This window comes from Thalassotalea sp. G20_0 (genome assembly GCF_017744175.1).
GTDB lineage: Bacteria > Pseudomonadota > Gammaproteobacteria > Pseudomonadales > Endozoicomonadaceae > Endozoicomonas.
Genome location: NZ_JAGHQV010000050.1, coordinates 14,818 through 36,832, shown reverse-complemented (window position 1 = coordinate 36,832; position 22,015 = coordinate 14,818). Strand labels below are relative to the sequence as shown.

At 48.8% G+C, this 22,015-nt stretch carries 18 protein-coding genes; 14 read left to right on the top strand and 4 right to left on the bottom strand.

Annotated features, from left to right (window positions below):
- Window positions 1-415: 415 nt before the first annotated feature.
- The gene (locus tag J7438_RS21215) at window positions 416-1,243 is read left to right on the top strand and encodes a hypothetical protein (protein ID WP_209278124.1); all 828 of its coding nucleotides are present in this window, start codon (window positions 416-418) and stop codon (window positions 1,241-1,243) included.
- 246 nt (window positions 1,244-1,489) lie between these two features.
- Here J7438_RS21215 and J7438_RS21210 read toward each other — a convergent pair whose 3' ends face one another.
- Window positions 1,490-2,131, bottom strand: coding sequence for a CDP-alcohol phosphatidyltransferase family protein (locus J7438_RS21210; protein WP_209278123.1), 642 nt, complete (start codon window positions 2,129-2,131; stop codon window positions 1,490-1,492).
- Between the two features lie 300 nt (window positions 2,132-2,431).
- Between J7438_RS21210 and J7438_RS21205 the strand changes: the two genes are divergently transcribed.
- From J7438_RS21205 to erpA, 3 genes are all read left to right on the top strand, one after another.
- Window positions 2,432-3,202, top strand: coding sequence for a DUF6776 family protein (locus J7438_RS21205; protein WP_209278122.1), 771 nt, complete (start codon window positions 2,432-2,434; stop codon window positions 3,200-3,202).
- Window positions 3,174-3,620 (top strand): bactofilin family protein, encoded by a 447-nt coding sequence (locus tag J7438_RS21200; protein WP_209200586.1) that lies wholly within the window; start codon window positions 3,174-3,176, stop codon window positions 3,618-3,620. The genes J7438_RS21205 and J7438_RS21200 overlap by 29 nt, the downstream gene beginning before the upstream one ends.
- Before the next feature lie 116 nt (window positions 3,621-3,736).
- The gene (erpA, locus tag J7438_RS21195; protein ID WP_101747158.1) at window positions 3,737-4,090 is read left to right on the top strand and encodes an iron-sulfur cluster insertion protein ErpA; all 354 of its coding nucleotides are present in this window, start codon (window positions 3,737-3,739) and stop codon (window positions 4,088-4,090) included.
- Window positions 4,091-4,211: 121 nt separating this feature from the next.
- Here erpA and J7438_RS21190 read toward each other — a convergent pair whose 3' ends face one another.
- Window positions 4,212-5,150 carry an L-lactate dehydrogenase gene (locus tag J7438_RS21190; RefSeq protein ID WP_209278121.1) on the bottom strand — a complete coding sequence of 313 codons (939 nt, stop codon included), beginning with the start codon at window positions 5,148-5,150 and terminating at the stop codon, window positions 4,212-4,214.
- 365 nt (window positions 5,151-5,515) lie between these two features.
- On the opposite strand from J7438_RS21190, the gene radA reads away from it, so the two are divergent.
- The 6 genes from radA to glgB all read left to right on the top strand — a co-directional run bounded on the left by radA (window position 5,516) and on the right by glgB (window position 16,356).
- Window positions 5,516-6,889, top strand: a complete 1,374-nt coding sequence (radA, locus tag J7438_RS21185) for a DNA repair protein RadA (RefSeq protein WP_209200588.1) — start codon at window positions 5,516-5,518, stop codon at window positions 6,887-6,889.
- A gap of 170 nt (window positions 6,890-7,059) precedes the next feature.
- Window positions 7,060-9,138, top strand: coding sequence for a glycogen debranching protein GlgX (gene glgX, locus J7438_RS21180; protein WP_209278120.1), 2,079 nt, complete (start codon window positions 7,060-7,062; stop codon window positions 9,136-9,138).
- A gap of 264 nt (window positions 9,139-9,402) precedes the next feature.
- Entirely contained in the window at window positions 9,403-11,046 is a 1,644-nt protein-coding gene (gene pgm, locus J7438_RS21175) for a phosphoglucomutase (alpha-D-glucose-1,6-bisphosphate-dependent) (protein ID WP_209200590.1), read from the top strand.
- Window positions 11,047-11,209: 163 nt separating this feature from the next.
- Window positions 11,210-12,457: a glucose-1-phosphate adenylyltransferase gene (gene glgC, locus J7438_RS21170; RefSeq protein ID WP_286196803.1), complete on the top strand. Its 1,248-nt coding sequence runs from the start codon at window positions 11,210-11,212 to the stop codon at window positions 12,455-12,457.
- Entirely contained in the window at window positions 12,447-13,904 is a 1,458-nt protein-coding gene (locus tag J7438_RS21165) for a glycogen synthase (RefSeq protein WP_209278119.1), read from the top strand. The genes glgC and J7438_RS21165 overlap by 11 nt, the downstream gene beginning before the upstream one ends.
- A 220-nt stretch (window positions 13,905-14,124) precedes the next feature.
- Window positions 14,125-16,356, top strand: a complete 2,232-nt coding sequence (gene glgB, locus J7438_RS21160; RefSeq protein ID WP_209278118.1) for a 1,4-alpha-glucan branching protein GlgB — start codon at window positions 14,125-14,127, stop codon at window positions 16,354-16,356.
- Window positions 16,357-16,586: 230 nt separating this feature from the next.
- On the opposite strand, the gene J7438_RS21155 is transcribed toward glgB, so the two are convergent.
- Window positions 16,587-17,267, bottom strand: coding sequence for a DUF2726 domain-containing protein (locus tag J7438_RS21155; RefSeq protein ID WP_209278117.1), 681 nt, complete (start codon window positions 17,265-17,267; stop codon window positions 16,587-16,589).
- A 342-nt stretch (window positions 17,268-17,609) separates the two neighbouring features.
- The gene (locus tag J7438_RS21150) at window positions 17,610-17,876 is read right to left on the bottom strand and encodes a cold shock domain-containing protein (protein WP_101747187.1); all 267 of its coding nucleotides are present in this window, start codon (window positions 17,874-17,876) and stop codon (window positions 17,610-17,612) included.
- A gap of 463 nt (window positions 17,877-18,339) precedes the next feature.
- On the opposite strand from J7438_RS21150, the gene J7438_RS21145 reads away from it, so the two are divergent.
- The 4 genes from J7438_RS21145 (at window position 18,340) to J7438_RS28700 (ending at window position 22,003) form a co-directional block, all read left to right on the top strand.
- Window positions 18,340-19,206 (top strand): cation diffusion facilitator family transporter, encoded by an 867-nt coding sequence (locus tag J7438_RS21145; RefSeq protein ID WP_209278116.1) that lies wholly within the window; start codon window positions 18,340-18,342, stop codon window positions 19,204-19,206.
- Between the two features lie 131 nt (window positions 19,207-19,337).
- On the top strand, window positions 19,338-20,339 hold the full coding sequence (locus J7438_RS21140; RefSeq protein ID WP_209278115.1) for a hypothetical protein: 1,002 nt from the start codon (window positions 19,338-19,340) through the stop codon (window positions 20,337-20,339).
- Between the two features lie 33 nt (window positions 20,340-20,372).
- Complete coding sequence (locus J7438_RS21135; protein WP_209278114.1) at window positions 20,373-21,788, top strand: hypothetical protein; 1,416 nt, start codon at window positions 20,373-20,375, stop codon at window positions 21,786-21,788.
- Between the two features lie 149 nt (window positions 21,789-21,937).
- Entirely contained in the window at window positions 21,938-22,003 is a 66-nt protein-coding gene (locus J7438_RS28700) for a transposase-like zinc-binding domain-containing protein (RefSeq protein WP_503003924.1), read from the top strand.
- Window positions 22,004-22,015: the final 12 nt, after the last annotated feature.

The following is a 22,015-nucleotide window of genomic DNA, read 5'->3' as shown; positions in this document are numbered from 1 at the left end:
TTTTCAGGGCTTTTATTGGTCTTTATTATCAGCACGATATAGTGTTTGTGGTTTTTTTGTTCTCGTTTTTTTAAGCTAATTATTTAAATTTACAATATTATTGTCGTTTATTCGTCGGGAATTGCTGGTGTCAGGTGCCAACCAGTTAAACTTAATTGCTTGCAAATTAATTTTTAGGGCGTGCTGGGAGTTTTTAAAATTTAGACTATATTAAAATTGCTTGATTTTATAGTGGGATGATTAGTCAGCTTATTTAATCTCCTGACCTGAAATATTACAGCCATTTGGATAATTTTTCTTTGTTCAATGGTGTCAGTTATCTTAACCCCTCGCAGTGAAAATTATTTAACACACTGTCAGATCATTCCACCTTAAAATCTAAATATGATACTTTAAGACAGTAAGGAATTTTTATATGTATTCAGCTGGACCATTTCGAGAAGATTTAATTGCAGCTAATATAGCTAATGCTGATTATATTGAAGAGATATTAATATCTCAAAAGGTAACAGAATCTGAAAGAAAGAATTATGCTGGAAAAATAATTGTTAAAGTGCCTAATGCTGTTTCAAAATTAGCCATGGAAAAAGCACATCAGGAAATTGATAGTTTGCCTACCTGGAAGTTCCTTAACAATGGAAATCAAATGCAGCAAGTCAACATTAGAGCTGAAAATGTGAACCGTGTGTTTTCAACAGTAACATTTGATGAAAATGGTAAACTTTCAGGTACAGAGGGCTTTGACCAAGATTTTGCGCCACATACAGAGTCAATAAATGAAATGTGTAAAGAGGCCTTACAATCCATGGGGCACCAACTCAATTGGAAGAATTTTACTGTGAAGGTTCATTGTGAAGTGCTCAGGTATATATTTACCCCGGCACAACAACAGATATGTAATATGCCCTGGCATAAAGATGACTCTTCTTTAAGCATGACAACTCTTTTATCCCCCTATGTTCAACAAAACAATGGTTTTTCTGGTGGGGCATTAAGTAATGCAGAAGAATCAGGTACTAAGTGCGTTCCTGTAGAAGAAACCATAAAAACATTTGAATACGAAAAACCTGGTGATAGCATCATCTTTAATGGACTCCATAAAGTTGAAGATATGCACGTATTAGATGTAGATGAGCTTACCAAACGTCCGGTAGAAAGAAGGTTGCTTACCTGCTTTGCTGAGCTCTCTGAAGATTATGTAAGAAACCTTGTAGCAACGCTTGGTGAAGAAAATTTAGCTTGAGTATCCAATGCCAAATCAGGGGGTGCTGCAAATGCAGTTCCCTGAATTTGTTAAAAACACTATAAAAAATGGCTCAATCCCTAGCCCGGATATTTCATAAACGTGCTCCCGCTCTCGCTTGTCCTTTGCCGCTCTAAGGGAGTTTTGTTCAGTTGACCGTACTCCCCGGTACCGCGCTCCCTCACAAAATCCCTTAGAGCGACAAAGTCCGGCGCGAGATTCGGGGCAGTTTATGAAATATCCGGGCTAGGAGGCTGGCTTTTGGTGCTTTTCTTTCTCTGCCTGCTCAATACTTTGGTAACCAGACCAGACCCTGAGAGCCGCAGTTAAAATGCATATGGCGGCAAAACCCAGAGCAAGTTGTGGAAAGTAACCGGGCAGCAGACAAAAAAGCACAAACAGCGCAATGGTTTCTGTACCCTCGGCCAGACCACCCAGGTAATACAGGGATTTGTGTTTGAAGTGCGGGTCTGACAGCTGATGTTTCTCAGCCATGATGGCATAAGCAAGAAAGCTGGCTCCGGTGCCCATAAAGGAGAAAATCAGGACGCACGCTGCCACCGCATTGTGTGCCGGTGACGCCAGGGCAAAGCCCATGACAATGGCCGAATAAAAAATAAAATCCAGGGTAATATCCAGAAACCCGCCGGCGTCTGAGGGGGTGCCCAGCCTGGCCAGTGCTCCATCAAGACCATCCAGTATGCGGTTACCCACAATCATCACTAAAGCCAGTGAGTAGAACTCAAAGGCCAGTAATGGGACTGCCAGCATGCCTATGAGAAAACCGGCAACGGTGACCTGGTCCGGTGTGATGCCACGATGCTTTAACTGCAACGCAGCCAATCTCAACGGTGGCTGAATAAGTGAGGTTGTCCATTTATCGATCATGTAATATCAGAAGGCAGTGTTGATGAACGGTAAAAGGGCATCATACCGCTGGCTTTTTTCTGTGCCAAACCTCTTCTTCAGATGTTTGGCCAAGACGGAATTATGGGTGTGGCGAAAGTTTACCGGTTTGTTTGTTATGTGTTTTCGGCTTGTGTATAGTCCCGCTGTTAAGTTCTTCAGAATAAGGCGCATCCTTTTAATAGTGGCTTGATATCAGGTGCTGTTGAAAGAAGGTTGCAGGCTCATTGGCTCTTAACTACTTGATGGGCCTGAGTCATGGTCAGGAAAAGGTGGATAGCTTTGCATCCCGACAGTAGCAAACTCAGGGTTATACGCCATGACCCGAAACGAGATCAGTTAATTCGAATTTTTCTATTGGTATTTATTGCTTTGCTGGGCGGTTTTGCCTATTGGTATGGTGGAATCCATGCAGGTCAGAATCTGAACCAGCTTCGGCAACAGAATACCACTCTGGAGAACAGGGCCAGAGTATTGCAGGAAGAGAACAGAGAGCTCCGACAGCGAGTGGGCATTCTGGAAAGTGCCAGCAAAATGGATCGTGAAGCGGTCAATAATGTTCGCCTGTTAGTAAAGAAGCTTGAGGAAGAGAAAGAGCTGCTGCATAAAGAGCTGACTTTTTTCAAAAGCATCCTGGCTCCGGAAGACATGTCCACCGGTGTGCGGGTGGCGGGCTTCAGTTTACTTCGGGGGAATGAATCCGGTCAGTACCGTCTTCGGCTGGTGATCTCCCAGGTGGCGAGAAGCAACCCGTTTCTGAAAGGAACACTGTCGGTATCCCTGATTGGCGAGAAAGATGGCAAAGCACAGACCATACCGCTGCAGGAGCTGATCGCGTCGGATCAGGCTATCACAGGTTTGGGGTTTCGCTATTTTCAGGCTCTGCCCAGTGACAGAGAGTACTTTGACTTCACTATACCGGAAGGTTTTCAGCCGGCAGAGGTCAAGGTTATGGTGCGGATCACCAGCGGAATCAAACAGAGTTTTGAACAAATTTATCAATGGGATAAGGAGCTGTTAGCGGATGTTCGGCAAGAGCAAAACAGCGGGTAACGTCGCGAAACATGGCAGTACGACGCTCATATCGTCAGAAACAATCATTACCGGCGATATTCACTTTTCCGGTTCCGTGCATATCGAAGGGCGTGTTAAAGGTAATGTGTCAGCAGATCAGGGCATGCTGACCATTGCCCATAATGGCAGTGTGGAAGGTGATGTTCATGTCCAGCGTGTGGTGGTCGATGGCCATGTTCGTGGCAATGTTTTTGCCGAAGAACATCTGGAGCTTGCTTCCAGGGCCGTGATTACCGGTAATGTGTTTTACAACGTGATAGAGATGACCAAAGGGTCTCAGGTTAATGGCAGTCTTGAGCATCACGCGAATGGTGTGCCAGCCGGACCTCAGCCTCTGCTGGAGCGTGCTGACCAGGAGATGCCCGCAGCGGAAGTGATTGAAGCGGTGGATAGTTGACTGTAACAGTTGGTTACTCCGATAATAGCCCGCTAATGAGTAAATGACGGGTCGCTGCCTTAACGGGTTATCAGTAAGTGATGGCCATGAGCCAGGGCGGTGGCACGGGAGGGTCAATGAGCGTAGTAGAAACAGTGATACCGGAGCCAATCAGTGTTACGGAAGCTGCTGCCCGCAGGGTAAGTGAATTGCTGGCAGATGAGACCGAAGAAAATCAAAGGCTCCGGGTATATGTCACCGGTGGCGGCTGTTCCGGTTTTCAGTACGGCTTCACGTTTGACAGTAACCTTGCTGATGATGACACCCTGATTACCAGAGATGGCGCAGCCATTGTGGTTGATTTCCTCAGTTACCAGTACCTGGTGGGCGCGGAGATTGACTATGAAGAGGGGCTGGAAGGCTCTCGCTTTCTGGTTAAAAACCCGAATGCCAAGTCGACTTGTGGCTGTGGGTCTTCGTTCTCGATATGAACGAATAGCCTGAAACGCTTTACAGGGCTTTTGGGAATCACAAAGATCACGCCGGGCAAAGAGGAAATCTTCTGTTGTGCCCTGCGTGATCTTTGCGTTTTACCGATCGTAAAAAAGGGGCTTACACCAGCTGATCCATAGAATCTTTAAGGGTGTTTGCCGAGTGTCGAATGCCCGCCAGTTCCTCCTCATCCAGTTTAGGGGCAATAATGCTCTCCACGCCGTCACTGCCAATAACGGTTGGCAGGCTAAGGCAGATATCGCTAATGCCGTATTCTCCATTCAGCCGGACCGTGACCGGAAGAACACTGCGCTGATTATTGAGTACCATGCGAATGATGAAGGCAATAACCAGACCAATCGCCCAGTTGGTGTAGCCTTTGTTGGCAATGATCTCGTAAGCGGCTTTTCTGACCCTGGTGACAATACCTGCCAGGGCTTCGGGATCGTATTCACGACTATTAATCGTATTGCCTTTGATGCCAAGCCCGGCAATGGTGGCGGAACTCCAGACCGGTACTTCAGAGTCACCATGTTCCCCGAGAATATAAGCGTGAATGGACTGGGGTGAGACATCATAGTAGTTGGCCAGCAGGGTTCGAAAGCGGGAGGTATCCAGCAGGGTTCCGGTGCCAATCACCAGGTTATTGGGACGATGACTCAGGCTTTGCATGGCATGGGTAAGAATATCCACCGGGTTGCTGGCAATCAGTAACATGGCTTGGGGTGCATGCTGGTCAAGCTCTCTGGCGATGGTTTCAAACACTTTGATGTTCCGCTGCAACAGATGCAGCCGACTTTCATCGGGGCTGGATTGACTGACACCGGCGCAGATAACGATGATGCCAGCCCCCTCCAGGCTGGCAAAGTCACCGGCGGTAACCTCGCAGCGCCCCACCAGTGGCTGGCCATGCATCAGATCCAGTGCTTCGCCATGGGCTCTGTCCTGGTTCTTATCCACAAGAACAATTTGATTGGCCAGCTTTTGTTGGAACAGGGAGTAGGCGGCCGCCATGCCAACAAAGCCAGTGCCGATAATGCCAATTTTATTCGTATTCATGGTGAGTGCCTGTGTCTTTGAAGTATGCCCTGGCAACAATAAGCTGAAATAAGTGCATACCTCAAGAAAGTGAGGAGTGAAGGTTGTGGCTTATACATCATAAACCCTGCATGATTCTGCAGTATGAATCCCCTTCAGTACAAAGTTCTATCAGCGTTAATTTAGTCTGACTTTGTTGTCTTTGGTAGTCACTGAAAAAAGAAGGGAACCACAAAGACACAAAGGTTTATCCGAACTTGCCTGAGCTGCGGTAACTAACAAAAAAGGCTTCCTTTGTGCCTTCGTGTCTTTGTGGTTCAATACGGAATATTTGTTACGGATCATACTGAGCAGTTAGACTGACTCTATTTACGCAAAGACTCTTCATGGCAAAAGCAAAATCCCGAAAAGCATACGTCTGTACCGAGTGTGGCAGCGAAGCCGCCAAATGGCAGGGGCAGTGTCCGGACTGTAAAGCCTGGAACACCTATAAAGAAGTCAACCTCGGACCGGCGGCCTCTCCCTCCATTGCCGCCAGTAACAAAGCCGGTTTTGCCGGTGCTCTCTCCGAGCTGAAAACCCTCAGCGAAGTGGATGTGGAAGAGGCACCCCGCTTCTCCAGCGGCATGACGGAGTTTGACCGGGTCCTCGGTGGCGGTTTTGTCAAAGGCAGTGCGGTACTGATTGGTGGTCACCCGGGTGCCGGTAAAAGTACCATTCTTCTGCAGGTGCTCTGTCACGTTGCCCAGTCCATGAATGCCCTTTATGTCTCTGGCGAAGAGTCAATGCAGCAGATTGCCGCCCGGGCCCAGCGATTAGGGCTGCCCACCAATAACCTGAAAATGCTGGCGGAAACCTCCGCAGAAAATATTGTCGCGGTGGCCGAGCAGGAAAAGCCCGGCATTATCGTCATCGACTCCATTCAGGTGATGTATATGAACGGAGTGGACTCCGTCCCCGGTGGTGTTGGCCAGGTCAAAGAGTCTGCCGCTTTCCTTACCCGTTATGCCAAACAGAGTGGTACGGTTTTACTGATTGTCGGCCATGTCACCAAAGACAACTCTCTGGCCGGGCCCATGACTCTGTCCCATATCATTGATACCCAGATCATGCTGGGCAATACCGATGATTCCCGTTTCCGTATGATGCGGGCCACCAAAAACCGGTTTGGTCAGGTGAATGAGCTGGGTATTTTTGCCATGACCGAAACCGGCATGAAGGAAGTGAAAAACCCATCGGCCATTTTTCTGTCCCGAACCCAGGAGGCAACTTCGGGCAGCATTATTTCTGTATTGTGGGAAGGTACCCGACCTCTGCTGGTTGAGATACAGGGGCTGGTGGTGGAATCCCAACTGGGAAACCCTCGTCGTGTAACTGTCGGTGTGGAACAGAACCGTCTGGCCATGCTGCTGGCCATTCTTACCCGGCACGGTGGCATTTTCACCAGTGACCAGGATGTGTTTCTTAACGTAGTGGGTGGCGTAAAGATCACAGAAACCAGCGCTGACCTGGCCAGCCTGCTGACCGTGGTTTCCAGCCTGCGGGATACACCACTGCCACAGGACCTGGTGGCCTTTGGTGAGGTGGGTCTGGCCGGGGAAATCCGTCCGGTGGCCAATGGTCAGGAGCGTCTGGTAGAAGCTGCCAAGCATGGCTTCAGCCGGGCCATTGTTCCTGCCGCCAATCAGCCCAGAAAACCGATTCCCGGTTTGACAGTGATTGCCGTGAAAAAATTATCGGAAGCGCTGGAAGCTATTTAACAGCTGTCCTGGTTAATGGGGGGATTTTCAACAGCAGTAGTCATTGCTGGTGAATCAAATTAAAATTCAAACCATTCCAATAATTTTGATGTCTCGGATACATGAATCAGCCACAAATAACCTTAGAATCACTTGGCCCGGGAAGTTGCCACCATCTGGGGGCCAATTTTTTGAATCAGCAGCTGCACCCGGAGTTTCCTGACTCAGCGGTGGGGGTGAACTTTGCGGTATATGCACCGGAAGCGTCAGCCATGATGCTGTGTCTGTTTGACAGCACCGGGGTGGAGCAGCGCATGCCCATGTATGGCCCTGAAAAGGGCATCTGGCATGTATTGGTTAAAGGGGTGCAGGAAGGTCAGGCCTATGGCTATCGGGCCGATGGCCGCTGGGCACCTGATGAGGGGTTGCGCTTCAATATTAACCAACTGCTGCTGGATCCTTATGCCCGTGAGGTCAAAGGGGTGATTAACTGGCAGCCTGCTGTCTATGATTACTCCGGAAAGGAAAGAAGTCAGTGGTTGTTCAATGATCAGGACAACGGCCATTTGCTGCCCAAATCGGTGGTCCGGACCGATCAGTTTGACTGGCAGTCTGTTACCAGACCTGAACTCCCTCATGATGACAGTATTATTTACGAGAGCCATGTCAGGGGCTTTACCCGTCAGCACCCGAATATTCCGGAAGCCCTGCGGGGGACTTATCTGGGGATGTGTCATCCTGTCGTTATTGATTATCTGAAGGGGCTGGGCATCAATACGGTTGAGCTGTTGCCGGTTACCAGTTTTCTCAGTGAGCCAAGATTACGGAAGCTGGGGTTGAAAAACTATTGGGGCTATAACCCGCTCTGTTTTATGGCACCTGAGCCGTCCTATGCTATGGATGATCCGGTGGATGAACTGAAGACAATGGTTCGTGAATTGCATCGTGCCGGTATCCGGGTGGTGATGGATGTTGTGTACAACCATACCTGTGAAGCGGGAACGGATGGTCCAAGCCTGAGCCTGCGAGGGTTGGCTGAGAAAGATTACTATTTGCTGGATCACCATGGTGGTCACCTGGTGTCTACCAACTACAGTGGTTGTGGGAATACGCTGAATTTTGACAGCCCACAAACCATCAAACTGGTGATGGATAGCCTCAGGTATTGGGCTGAGCACTATCAGATCGATGGTTTCCGTTTTGATCTGGCACCGACCATGGCCAGACGACATCGGAAGTTTGATGCTCACAGCGCATTCTTTCAGGCCGTATTTCAGGACCCGATTCTTTCGACCCGGCAGATGATTGCAGAGCCGTGGGATCTTGGGCCTGAAGGTTATCGCCTGAAAGGTTTCCCAAGGGACTGGCATGAGTGGAATGACCGTTATCGCGGTGGTATACGATCATTCTGGCGTGGTGACAAAGACCAGGTGGTGGATATCGCCTGGCGTCTGACCGGCTCCAGAGATATTTTCGGGCCAGGCAGACCGGCTGGAAGTGTTAACTATATCTGCAGCCATGATGGTTTTACCCTGCGCGACCTGGTGTCGTTTGAGCACCGGCACAACCTCGCTAATGGTGAGGGTAACCGGGACGGTGACCAACATAATCTCTCCTGGAATTATGGCGTTGAAGGGGCGTCCAGTGACCCTGCTATTCAACAGCTGCGGCTGCGTGTACGAAAAAACCTGCTGGCGACGCTGATGTTTTCCCGCAGTATCCCCATGCTGATGGCGGGTGATGAGTTTGGTAACAGTCAGCATGGCAATAATAATGTTTACTGTCAGGATAATCCCATTGGCTGGGTTGACTGGTCGTGGTTGGCTGGAAACGGCAATAGTGATGAGAATCCTGATGGTGCCGAGCTGCAACAGTTCACCTCAATGCTTATTCATTTACGCAAGTCAGAGCCATTGCTGGGCATTCGTTATCAGACAGATGACAGGCAGTGGCACAGCGCTGAGCTTGAATGGTTTAATACTGAAGGTGTACCTCTGAGTGCAGCAATGCTGCCTGATGAGCGTGGTCGTGCATTGGAGATGCGCTATCGCTGCCCTGTGGATAGCCAGCCCAGCCTGGTGCTATTGATCAATAATGAGGCTGAAACCCGGCGCTTTAACTTGCCTGATACTGGCAATGCCGTTCGGTGGCAAAGAGTTTTATCCACGGATCTGGGTAATGAAGAAGCTTTCCGGGAAGAGGTGATTTTTAATCAGGGGTGGTACGAGGTGCCGGGGCACAGTGTTGTGGTGGTGAAAGAATTGGTCTGAAAACTTTTCATTGTTTCATAATAATGGGGTTGGGGTAAGTTAGTAATTAACGGCAATGCATCTCTGTAAAATAGTCGGTATCGTGAGCATAATCACTTACTCACAGACTGATGCTCTACTTTATTTTTGTGTTGGCGGGCGGTTTTCTCTGTTAGCTTCTGAAAGCAAATCAGGCAGTTGCCTTTCATGGTTAGCAAATATTGGTTGTATTTGCTGTCGGCCAGCCAGGGCATTTTCTGCCATTTTTACTATTGAGGAACCGCCATGCATCCCCTCGCAGGCCAACCCGCAACCGATGATCTTCTGGTTAATATTCCCCGGCTGGTCAGTGACTATTACACGATACGGCCCGATCAGGCAGAAAGCAGTCAGCGTGTCGCTTTTGGTACATCGGGTCATCGTGGCACGTCTGCCAATGGTTCGTTCAATGAAGACCATATTCTGGCGATCAGTCAGGCAATCTGTGAATATCGTCGTGCGCAGGGGATAGAAGGCCCTGTTTTTGTTGGCATGGATACCCATGCGCTGTCTGAGCCGGCGTTAATCAGTGCTGTGGAAGTGTTTGTTGCCAATGGCCTGGATGTCATGATCGATCAGGAGCGTGGCTATACGCCAACGCCGGTTATTTCCCATGCCATCGTTTCCTATAATCGCTATCACAGCAAGCTGGCGGACGGGGTGGTCATCACCCCTTCCCACAATCCACCGGAAGATGGCGGTTTTAAATATAACCCGCCCCATGGTGGTCCTGCAGGTAGTGATATTACCGGCTGGGTGGAAAAACGGGCCAATGAGCTGATCGCTGAAAACCTGTCTGGCGTTAAAAGAATCTCTTTTGAACAGGCGCTCAGATCCGGCAAGGTTCACAAGTATGACTTCGTTACGCCTTATGTGAATGACCTGGAAAACGTGCTGGATATGGAGGCCATTGCCAACGCTAAACTGAGCATTGGTGTTGATCCCCTGGGTGGTTCCGGTTTGCACTATTGGGCACCTGTCGCGGATCGTTATGGTCTTGACCTGACGCTGGTCAGTAAAAAAATTGATCCGACCTTTTCGTTTATGCACCTTGATAAGGATGGCCGGATTCGGATGGATTGTTCATCCTCCTCCGCCATGGCCGGACTGATCAACCTCAAAGATGACTTTGCCATTGCTTTCGGGAATGACCCGGACTTTGATCGCCACGGTATTGTGACCCGGGGTCATGGGTTGCTGAATCCAAACCACTATTTGTCCGTTGCCATCCAGTATCTTTATACCCACCGTCCGCAATGGTCACCAGAGGCGACTATCGGCAAGACGCTGGTTTCCAGTGCCATGATTGATCGTGTCGCCAATGGTCTGGGTCGTACAGTGACTGAAGTTCCGGTCGGGTTTAAGTGGTTTGTTGACGGTCTCTCCACAGGCTCTATGGCATTTGGCGGCGAAGAGAGTGCCGGAGCCTGCTTCCTGCGCCGGGATGGTAATACCTGGTGTACCGATAAGGATGGTTTCACCATGGCACTGCTGGCGGCAGAAATTACCGCCGTTACCGGGCGTGACCCGGGAGAGCACTATGAAGAGCTGACCCGAAAATACGGTGCTCCGGTTTATCAGCGGCTCGATGCTGTTGCCAATGATGCCCAGAAGAAAGTGCTTGCTGCATTGAGTCCGGAGCAGGTGAAAGCGGAAAAACTGGCAGGTGATCCCATCATTGCCCGTTTAACCCACGCGCCGGGCAATGGTGCCGCGATTGGTGGTCTGAAAGTTGTTACCGAGCGGGGCTGGTTTGCCGCCAGACCTTCCGGAACTGAAGCCGTTTATAAGATTTATGCTGAGAGCTTTGAAGGGAAAGAGCACCTTTCCCATCTGCAGAGTGAAGCTCAGGAGATAGTCGCCGAAGTCTTTAAGGCAAATGGCGTGTGACTTTGTACTCGCTACAGGTGTTCAGCTGAATCAGCAAAACACCTGAATACTTTGCCTGAAGCTGGCAATAGGGGTGTCGGCTGCAGGCAGGTGGGGGATTCTTCCGGGGTGTATTCATTAGCCGGAATGGGTCAGGGATTGACCTAATTACTTTCAGATCATAATGCAGAAAACAGGAAAATCGACCATGGCGTCAGTCCTTTCCATGATCCTGGCCGGGGGGGTAGGATCGAGGCTTGCTCCACTCACGAGTGTAAGAGCAAAGCCAGCGGTTCCTTTTGGCGGACAGTATCGAATCATCGACTTTGTTCTGAGTAATTTTGTGAATTCTGATCTTCACAAGATTTATCTGATTACTCAGTTCAAATCGCACTCGCTGAGCAAACACCTGCAACGTTGCTGGCGTATTGCCGGCCTCGCGGACAAGTTTATTGATACGCTGCCAGCCCAGATGAATACCGGCAGTGACTGGTATCAGGGCACAGCGGATGCGGTGTATCAAAACCTGAATCACATCGAGTCGCACAACCCTGATCTGGTGTGTGTGTTTGGTGGTGACCATATCTACACCATGGATGTGCGGGATATGGTTCAGTATCACCAGCAGCACAGTGCTGACTTGACCGTAGCGGCGATTCCCGTACCGGTGGATCAGGCCCATCACTTTGGTATTATCGAGGTCGACGAAGATGGTCGTATGATCGGGTTTGCCGAAAAGCCTGTGGATAATGTCAAGACCATTCCCGGAAACCCGGACTATGTGCTGGCTTCAATGGGTAATTATGTGTTCACTAAAGAGTGTCTGGTGCAAGAGCTGCTGGATGATCACGCCAATGAAGGGTCTGACCACGACTTTGGCAAAAACATCATTCCATCCCTTTACCCACGGGCAAAAGTCATGGTGTATGACTTTTCCAAAAATAGGGTTCCCGGGGGTAAAAACAACGGCTACTGGCGCGATGTAGGTACCATTGATTCATTCTGGGAAGCGAATATGGATCTGCTGACCAGTGAACCGCCTATCGACCTGCATAATCAGGACTGGCCGATTCGTACCTATATTCCCCCCTATCCACCGGCCCTGATCGCTTTTGATCGTGAGGAGCGTAAAGGTCAGATCAACAACTCCATGGTGGGTGTGGGTTGCGTATTCTATGACATCCATATGCATCGCAGTGTGGTAGGTTACAATGTCAAAATAGGCGACCGTACCCGAATTACTGAATCGGTTATTCTGCCCAATGTCACCATCGGTGAAGACGTCGTATTGAACCGGGTTATTGTGGATAAGCGGGTAGAAATTGCACCGGGAACCCGCATTGGTGTAGATCGTGAAGAGGATCTTAAACGCTTCAAGGTCACTGATTCCGGACTGGTGGTTATTCCCAGAGGAGCAAAAGTTGGGTTCTGATTTAAACATTCTTTTTGCGGTATCAGAGCTGGCAGGTATTGTCAAAACCGGAGGGCTGGCCGATGTGGCCGGCGCTCTCGGACCGTGGATGCGCAAGCTCGGAAATGATGTCCGGGTGATTATGCCCGCCTACCGTCAGGCTCTGGAGGCGTTGACAACGGATGTTGTCGGAGTTGGAGAGATTTGTCTCGGCTCCCATGGCAAAATGGGTTTTGCCATAAGACAGGGAACGTTTGACGGTGTCCCTGTTTACCTGATTGAGCATAACCACTACTTTGACCGCAGTGGTCTCTACACCCACGAGGGTGAAGGTTTTGGCGATAACACTGAGCGGTTTGCTTTTTTTTGCAAAGCGGCACTTCAGGCCTGTCAGCTGTTAAGCTTCAAGCCGGATATTATTCATGGCCATGACTGGCAGTCAGCACTGCTGCCTTTCTACCTCAAAGCCCATGAGTCTGATAATGCTTTCTTTGCCGACACACGGACGGTCCTGACCATTCACAATGGTGCCTATCAACAACATACTGACCGTGCCTTATTAGGTTTGTTGGGGATCGATCAGCACTGGTATACTCCGGATTTCTTTGAAGACCATGGGCATATTAATCTGCTCAAGGGCGGCATTGCCTTTGCTGATAAAATCACTACGGTGAGTCCAAGGTATGCTGAAGAGCTGCAGACGGATCTTGGGTCTCATGGCCTTGCCCATATCATCGGGCGAAGAAAACAGGATTTCTCCGGTATTCTTAATGGCTGTGATTATCAGGCGTGGAACCCTGAAACGGACGCTTTGCTGCCAGCCAATTACTCCCTGCATGATCTGTCTGGCAAGGCGGTGTGCAAGCAGGCTTTGCAGGAGCGACTACAGTTACCGGTGAGCGCCGATAAGCCTCTATACGGGCTGGTCAGTCGCCTTGCCGGGCAGAAAGGTTTTGCTTATCTGATACCAGCCCTGTGGCAGCTTTTGCAGGATGATGTTCAGGTTGTACTCCAGGGCTCCGGTGACCGGATGATTGCCGCTGAACTGAGCCGGCTGGTCAGTGCTTTCCCCGACAAGTGTCGCTTTGTTGAGGCTTATGACAACCGTCTGGCGCATCTGATTGAAGCCGGTGCTGATTTCTTCCTGATGCCTTCATTGTTTGAGCCCTGCGGCCTTAACCAGATGTACAGTATGAAGTACGGTACCCTGCCCATTGTTCGGGCGGTTGGTGGGCTGGTCGACACCGTTAAAGGCTATGATTCAGCTGGCGGGGACGCAACCGGGTTTATGTTTGATTCGGCTGACAGTGATGCTTTGTTGCACTGTCTCAATCAGACCCGTGCCGTTTATCAGGATGGGCAGTTAATGACTCATTTGGTAGTTAATGCCATGAATGAGTCATTTACCTGGGAGCAGTCAGCCCTGGATTACCTTGAGGTTTATCGAGCTGCAGTGGGTCAGCGATAAGCCCCGGGGTGGCTTATCTTGAAGGAAAAGCGGAAGGCTGAGGTGCTCAGTCTTCCAGACACAAGGTTTCCCTGTCTTCTTGGGAGCCTGTCGGACTTAAGCATCCGCAGTAGGACAGTCTTAAGTCCGACAGGCTCCTGGATAAAGAGCACTTTCAGATTAAAAGGAGTCCATCTGATTTTGTCGACAGGCAATTTTTGCACTGAAATAAAGCAACACTATGAATATCGCTGTATCTTCCAAAACATCATCAATGCCAAAGGCTGCCATAGAGCCTGTGGTGTCGGATCTGGCTAACAGTCAGTGTGCAACGCCTTTTGATCAGCTGGGGTTGCATCCTCATCCGGAAGGCAAAGGTCTGGTCATTCGCGTATGGCGCCCGGATGCAACCATGGTTGAGGTTTTTGACCACCACACCAGCAAGCTGCTTGGCGAAATGCTTCGCAATGAGGCGGGTGTCTTTGAGCTGCATCTGCCCAGAAGAAAAAAGCCGTTTCTTTATCAGTTGACGATCCATTGGGCGAATGGTCACCGCTTTGTGGTTTATGACCCGTACTGTTTTGGGGAATATATTCTTGCTCAGTCAGATATTGAGTCGGAAGGCCTTTATCGACACCTTGGGGCACAGGTGGTCTCTCATAAGATCAACAGCAAACTGAATATACAGGGTGTGTTGTTTAAGGTTTATGCGCCTTATGCCCGGTCAGTGAGCATTGTGGGAAGCTTTAATGGCTGGGATGACCGGCTCCATCCAATGGCCAGTGCGGATGATGGTATCTGGCGGCTGTTTGTGCCCGGCGTTCAGGCTGGCGACCAGTATAAATACGCTATCCGTGATTACCACGGCAATTCGCTGCCACAGAAAACCGATCCGTTCGCGCGCCATATTGAGCAGTGGCCCGGACTGGCTTCTGTCGTTCAGGGCGTCGACAGCTATGCCTGGCAAGACCAGCTGTGGATGAGTAAAAGAAAAGACAAGGCAGATAAGGAGCAGCCCTTCGCTATCTACGAGGTTCATGCGGGCTCATGGAAAAGAAAAGAGAATGGAGACTTCCTGAACTTCCGTGAACTGGCCGATGAGCTGATTCCCTATGTTATCGACATGGGCTTTACGCATATTGAGTTGCTGCCTGTGTCGGAGCATCCGCTGTTTGATTCCTGGGGTTATCAGCCGGTTGGTCTTTATGCGCCCAGTAGCCGTTATGGTTCGCCGGATGATTTCCGCTATTTTGTCGATCAGTGTCACCAGAAGGGGGTTGGCGTCATTCTGGATTGGGTGCCTGCGCACTTTCCCAATGATGAGCATGGGCTGGCCAGGTTTGATGGCTCTTCACTTTATGAGCATCCGGATCCTCGCCGTGGCTGGCACCCTGACTGGCAAACCTGTATTTATGATTTTGGCAAGCCCTGGGTTCAGGACTTTCTGATCAGTAATGCCCTTTACTGGCTGGATGAATTCCATATTGATGGCCTTCGTGTCGACGCGGTTGCCTCCATGCTCTACCTGGATTACTCACGAGGTCATGGTGAGTGGGAAGCCAATATTCATGGTGGTAATGAGAATCTTGAAGCCGTCGCTTTCCTGAAGAAGTTCAATGAGAAGGTGCACGCTGCATTCCCGGATGTGATGACCATTGCGGAGGAGTCAACCAGCTGGCCTGGTGTGTCCACGGCGGTTGCCGACGGTGGGCTTGGGTTTGACTTCAAATGGAACATGGGATGGATGAACGACACGCTTGAGTATATGAAACTCGATCCTGTCTATCGCCAGCACCATCATGGGCAGATGACGTTCAGTACGGTTTATGCCTGGAGTGAAAATTTTGTTCTGCCCCTGTCTCACGATGAAGTCGTTCATGGTAAGGGCACTATTCTGACCCGTATGCCCGGTGACGATTGGCAGCGTTTTGCCAACCTGCGGGCCTATCTGGCATTTATGTATGCGCACCCCGGTAAAAAGTTGCTCTTTATGGGCGCTGAGTTGGGTACCCATAACGAGTGGAATCAGAATGCTGAGCTGGACTGGGGCCTGCTGGACAATCCAGAGGGTTTCAGTGTGGGGGTTCAGAAGCTGGTTAAAACCCTTAACCAGCTGCATGGCTCAGAGCCTGCGATGTTTGAGCGGGATCTCAAGGCAGAAGGTTTTGCCTGGACTACGGGGGATGACAGTAGCCAGAGTGTGCTGGTGTTCCGTCGTTATGATAATGAAGGGAAGTCCGTACAGGTTATCTGTAACCTGACGCCGGTTGTTCGTGACGGTTATCGCGTGGGTGTTCCTGAGGCTGGTCGCTATTGTGAAATTTTGAACACCGATAATGCCTGCTTTGGCGGCAGTGGTGTTTCAGCCGGTGAGCTGCTTGAAGCTGAGGAAATCCCGATGCATCATTTGCCCTGCAGTCTTGCCCTGACATTGCCGCCTTTGGCTACCGTGATCCTTAAGCGCGCCTCTTAGGGTAGACATTAAGCGACTATTCCTCTCTTCGGCAAGTTAAAGATGGAACCACGAAGGACACGAAGAGCACGAAGGAAAAGAATAGCTCTTCTTTGTGCTCTTCGTGTCCTTCGTGGTTCCATCCGAAACCCCAATGAAAATGGAGGGATAATAAGCTTAATGTCCAACCTGAGAAGCGCGCCTGATCTGGATTCAGGGAGCTGGCTACGTCGGGTAGCCAGTTCTGCTGATCACGAGTGAACCATTCTGGCACCTTTGCAGCTTGGGTAGGTGCTGCATACCCAGCACTCCAGGCCTGCCTGGGGGCCTTTTTTAAGCGTTCGCAGTCGCATGGGGCTTTGGCATTTGGGGCATTGTGGATCAACGATAGTCTCGACTTCGGCAATAGCTTCTCTTGGGGTCGGGAGCTCGTAATCAGGAGTGCCTTCCTCGGTAAATCCGCAGGTGGCGAGAACGGTACGTCGCAATTCGGTAACATCCCGCCAGGGCTTCATATCATATTCCAGCAATGGCAGTTCTGCCGCTTCACAGAGCTGGCGTAGTAGCTTGAATTCTTTTGAGTTGGACTTTGTGTTGTAGGGGATGAGGTTGATCACACAACAGACTTCCATCTTTTTGCGATGATAGAGCACAAAATCAAACCGGCGGTTTTTTTTGATGTTCAGTGCCATGGCGGTTCGGCTGAACCTGCCGGCTTCAAGAACGTCACCAACGGGCAAAGAAGGCAAAACCATTAAGTGACTGCGAACGGCAATATCCAGCTGACCGAAAAAAGCACGCTTATCCTGGTCGAAAAGATGGGTGTTGGTTTTGGCTTTGAAAGGGCTGAAAGTCAGCCATAGAAACCAGGCAATCGCTGCAATAATTATCAGAGAGCCTGAAACAACGAGGGGAAAACTGTCCAGCAGCACTGCACTACCTTGTCTTGGATTTATGGGTCAATGATTGAAAAAAACGTGGCTCTTTCAAAAGCGTCAACAATGGCCTCCCCATGAAAACGTAATGGAGAACGTGAAGACATGTATGACTAATCATCGGCGATGCAGAAAGTGCACTCGTGGATTTTAACCGGCATGGGTAGCCGGAAAAGAGCAGTCCTGATCAGCCAGACATTCTTTTTATAAAAGAGTGACTGGAAATAATAGCAACAAATATTCTTTTGTCATAATAGGTGTTTCTCCACAATGTGTAGCACTGTGGAGAGTGACACAGGACTATCTGGCAAAAGAGTATTCGGGTGGCTTAGCGCCTGTTTAAACCGGGAATGACTCTTCCTGAGTAGCACTCTGAGTGCTTTCAGTGCCATTGCCGTTATCAGGTACGACTTTCGTGGCGATAAGACCTTTGGGACCATGGCCAATCTCAAAGCTGACAACCTGGCCTGCTTTCAGTGTTTTAAAGCCGTCCATATCAATGACAGAGTAATGAATGAGAACATCCTGATTCTCTGTCGCTTCTTGCGCCTGGATAAATCCATACCCTTTGGGGTTATTAAACCACTTGACTGTACCTACCAGCATAGCTTCCATTTCCTTCTTGGTCGCTTCCATACAGCTTGAATCCTTAAATATTACATTGAAGGAACTGCTGGGAAACTGCAACCCTTGTTGTTTTATTTTTTGGCATTTTTTTATGGTTATTCATAAAAAGTGTCGTCCTTGCCACTTTGTTCCCTTTATCAGTGCTGAAATCCATCCCGATAAATGGAGCTGAACCGCAGACTGCCAGAAAAGGGAACTAACAATATAACATCATAAATTGTGTTTGTAATAGTCCCCTTTAGGCTTTATCTGCTGATATATCAGGCTTTTTCAGGTTTTTTTATTGGTGGGGCATTGTGCATTGAGCAACGTCTATGCTCACACACGCTGGTCAATAAGGTGCGACAGGTGACTTTTTATAGAGAGGAGGCTGTGGTTATTTTCAGCTGTATCAGCACAAAAGACTACAATTAAGACCTCTGGATATGGTGAGTAAACCTCCATGGACCAGCATGAAGACTATGATTCCGTTGGTGATGGAAAGCTGAGCCTTGCCCTGCTTATCAAACTCTTCCTGAGTGGTGTTCAGGTCGTTGGGGGAGGTGTTGCCGGAAGCCTCTCCCTGATCGCAGACTCGCTGCATAACCTGGGTGATGCCTGTGCAATACTGGTTGCTGTCATTGCCAGGCGAATAGGTTGCAAGTCAGCAGATAAACGCATGACGTACGGATACAAAAGAGCAGATATTCTTGGAGCTTTAATAAACAGTGTATTTTTACTGGTGGTGGGGGGGTATCTGATCTTTGAGGCCGCAGGTAAGTTTTTCTACCCAAGGGAAGTTGATGGCTGGATTGTACTTTTGGTTGCTGGTGTTGCCCTTCTGGTTAACATCACGACATCGCTGCTGACTTTCAAGGCTGGAGCCAGAAGCGATATCAATATCAATGCGGTATTTATTCACAGTGCGTCCGATGCGGTTGCTTCTCTGGTAGTCATCGTAGCGGGTGTGCTGATCATCAACTACCAGCTCTATATTTTTGATGTGATAGCAACCGTCGGGATATCTGTTTACGTGATCTTTAATGGCGCGATTCTGTTGAGGCGCTGCATTATTATTCTTATGCAGGGCGTTCCGGGCGGCATTGATATTGAACAGATCAGGGCGGCCCTGGAAAGCATTGAGGGGGTAAAAAGAGTAGGGCGCATGCACGTCTGGCAGCTGGATGATAAAAAGATCTTCTTTGAAGGCCGTATCCTGCTGAATGGCGCGGAGCCTGAAACGATTAAACGAAAAATCCGGGTGGCGTTACGGCATCAGTTCTGTATTAATCATACGACTCTGGAAACAAAAAGCAGCCGTCGTATATAACATCAAAACCATGGCCTTTGGTGAGAAATTGTCACGAAATAATTAAATCGTCTAATCCGGGGTTTGAACTTTTTCATGTGGCAAAACTCTGAACTCCGATATTGAATCTTGGAGTCGAGGGGTAACCTGCTATGAATATGCCATCAATTTCTGCTCAAAACACAGCTGTATCCCAACCTCAATTATATGGCGGCCATCACGGCGAAAGTGCCCGCGCAGCCCCGGTAAAGTTTGATCGCTGGACCATCAGTTTAAGCGCGATTGACAGTTTCCTGCGGGGCAAGGGGCGTGAGGCGGTTGAGAATATCGCAGAGCGTATGTGCAGAAGGGCAGAGCACCAGCAAGGTACGAAATCCTTTAATTTGAGTAACCTGAAAAAAGATTTTGGTGCCTTCGGGCTACCGGTGGATAGCAGCCAGGAGCAAAAGGTCAAGATCGTTACTGGCCTGATCCTCAGGCTCCAGACTGAAGCAAACAGTGGTCTTGCGGATCGGCCCCTGGGGCACAGTTTTTGCGGTTTGATAAAAAAATCAGAAAGCTCCATCGCTGAAGGGGTGCAGCAGTTGCTGGATGAAGTCAACGGCCATTTTGCCACAGAGCCGACCACCGGGACTACAGAGGCATCCCATGCAGGTGATGGCAGTAAAATTGTGGCAGAAGACGATGGCTCGCCGGGCTACAGTGGGCTCCCTGCCGGTCAACCGGGTCCGGCTTATCAGCCTGCTAAACTGCCATCATCGTCTTTTGCGGCCACTGATCCTGCAGCAACTCCGTTAGCTCCACCGCCCTCTTATGAGGCCCTGTCACCTGAGACCGGAACAAAGTTAGGGTATTTGAGTGCTCACATGGAACGATTGTTGGGGGATCAGTGGGGGGATGATCAGATAACAGAGTGTCGAAATCAGATGCAGTGGATCAAGGGAGAACTGAACAATTTAGAATCGTTGGGGCTTACACATTTTCCCGGAAAATTCACAGAGGTCAAGAAGCAGTTTGAGGAGCTTCAGGTAAAGGATTTCCATCATCGATTGGATGAGCTGGAAGACAAGCTGGAAGGGGTCAATATAGGGAGCAGCAAGGATATACAGTCGATTGAACGGGACATTACACAGTTATCCAGACGCTTCGATTAATTAGCACTTACAGGTGAAGAGCGCTCACGACTGGTGGAGCGCCAGGAAGCATTAAGTAACCAATCGGGTGAAGTAAAAAGGTATATCAGGGTTCACAATGATATCAAATCATTAGCCACTGACCTTAAAGATTTTAAATACAGAGACTTGCCTGACACTGATCAAATTATCAAATTCTTTAACCATAAAGAAGACAGTTTAAGTAAAATAGGTATGTTGATTGAAAGCATGCCTGCGGGTCGACAACGTACTGAACTTTTAGAGCAAAAGAGCTGGCTCAGGAATTTATTAAATATCAGCAAAGAAACAGTTAAGCAGCAGAAGCTTGAGAATATAGAGCAGTTAATAAAAACTCAGGAAAGTAATAATGAGAAGGGCGCTGCCCTCAGGGAAGACATGCTGGAGAAAGCTGAAAATCAATTACATGATCTCAAAATATTAATGAACAGTTTAAAGATGGAGGAGCATGAGAGTGGGAGGTTACAGGTCCTGAAGGGCAGGCTGGCCAAATTAAACCTGACCAATGTGGGTGAGCCGGTATCGCTATCAAAAGCAAAATCTTCAAACACTGGCCTGGCAGGTGACATTATCGAAAATCTGGATGCTGCTGATGCTTTGATTACTGCTTCAGAAAAAGACCCGTACGGCTTTAATGAAGAGCGTGCATCGGAAGCAAAGGGGTATCTTGATAAGGCAATAGCTCAGTGTGGGAAAATACGTGACAACAAGGCTCAACTAAATGATTTAACGGATACACACCGTGATTTGTGCCATAGGCTGCAGAAAATAGAAGAAAGAAAAGGAGAGATTGTTCAGGAGAAAGTAGAAAAACTCTTCGAAAAAGTACGTAACGCTATAGACTTTTTCCGGGGTCGCCCAAAAGAAGAGATAAAAAAAGAGGTGGAAGAAATGAAGAATCTGTTTGATCAAGCAAGAAAGGAGCTTGAAGGATTGAGCGGCAGTAATTATGACACTATACGAAAAGGGCTTCGTGCTGATTTCAATGATTTGCAGGAACTGCTAAAACCATACAAGGATAATATAAGCGATAGTCAAAAAGCTACTGCTACAAACAGTGAAGATAAAAATAAGATAGATCTTCTAAAAAAAGAGTTTGATGATTACTGGAAAGAATATGGTCCCAAGTCTAAAGATCTGGTGGAAGAGGTTCTGAAATGTTCTGGTCCAGATCACCCTATTGAACAACGCAAAGGTAAAACAATGGATCTTCTGAAATTTTATGAAGAGTCATTAGAAACAGCAAAAGCCCTTAGGTACAAAAAGCTCCCTGGCGTAATAGGTTGTGAGAACGAGCGTCGGATTCTTAGTGATAATATTAACCATATTACTTCGCAGATAGAAGTTATGAAAAAAGGGATTAATCGGCTTGAGCAAGAAGAATCGAAGCAAGAGCATGTGGAAAAACGATCTGGTTGTAAGCAATCCTGACTTCAGTCCCTCATTTCGTTACGTTGTGAGACTTAGTTTGTGGCACAAAAATTGGGAGTGGGTTAAACGTGTGGATAGAGTAGAATCCGGACTGAAAATCCAGTTCGGTCTTATTTCATCACAGTAAATGACACCTCCGTAAGCAGCCAATTATCAAGAAAAATGGCTTTAGTCGAAAGGGTATGCAGCGCTATCTTTGCTGTAATGAACAGTGACCAACGAAAGCT

Coding starts and splice junctions, on each gene's coding strand:
- J7438_RS21215 (WP_209278124.1), top strand. CDS start 416: ATGTATTCAGCTGGACCATTTCGAGAAGATTTAATTGCAGCTAATATA.
- J7438_RS21210 (WP_209278123.1), bottom strand. CDS start 2,131: ATGATCGATAAATGGACAACCTCACTTATTCAGCCACCGTTGAGATTG.
- J7438_RS21200 (WP_209200586.1), top strand. CDS start 3,174: ATGTTCGGCAAGAGCAAAACAGCGGGTAACGTCGCGAAACATGGCAGT.
- erpA (WP_101747158.1), top strand. CDS start 3,737: ATGAGCGTAGTAGAAACAGTGATACCGGAGCCAATCAGTGTTACGGAA.
- J7438_RS21190 (WP_209278121.1), bottom strand. CDS start 5,150: ATGAATACGAATAAAATTGGCATTATCGGCACTGGCTTTGTTGGCATG.
- radA (WP_209200588.1), top strand. CDS start 5,516: ATGGCAAAAGCAAAATCCCGAAAAGCATACGTCTGTACCGAGTGTGGC.
- pgm (WP_209200590.1), top strand. CDS start 9,403: ATGCATCCCCTCGCAGGCCAACCCGCAACCGATGATCTTCTGGTTAAT.
- glgC (WP_286196803.1), top strand. CDS start 11,210: ATGCAGAAAACAGGAAAATCGACCATGGCGTCAGTCCTTTCCATGATC.
- glgB (WP_209278118.1), top strand. CDS start 14,125: ATGAATATCGCTGTATCTTCCAAAACATCATCAATGCCAAAGGCTGCC.
- J7438_RS21150 (WP_101747187.1), bottom strand. CDS start 17,876: ATGCTGGTAGGTACAGTCAAGTGGTTTAATAACCCCAAAGGGTATGGA.
- J7438_RS21145 (WP_209278116.1), top strand. CDS start 18,340: ATGGACCAGCATGAAGACTATGATTCCGTTGGTGATGGAAAGCTGAGC.
- J7438_RS21140 (WP_209278115.1), top strand. CDS start 19,338: ATGAATATGCCATCAATTTCTGCTCAAAACACAGCTGTATCCCAACCT.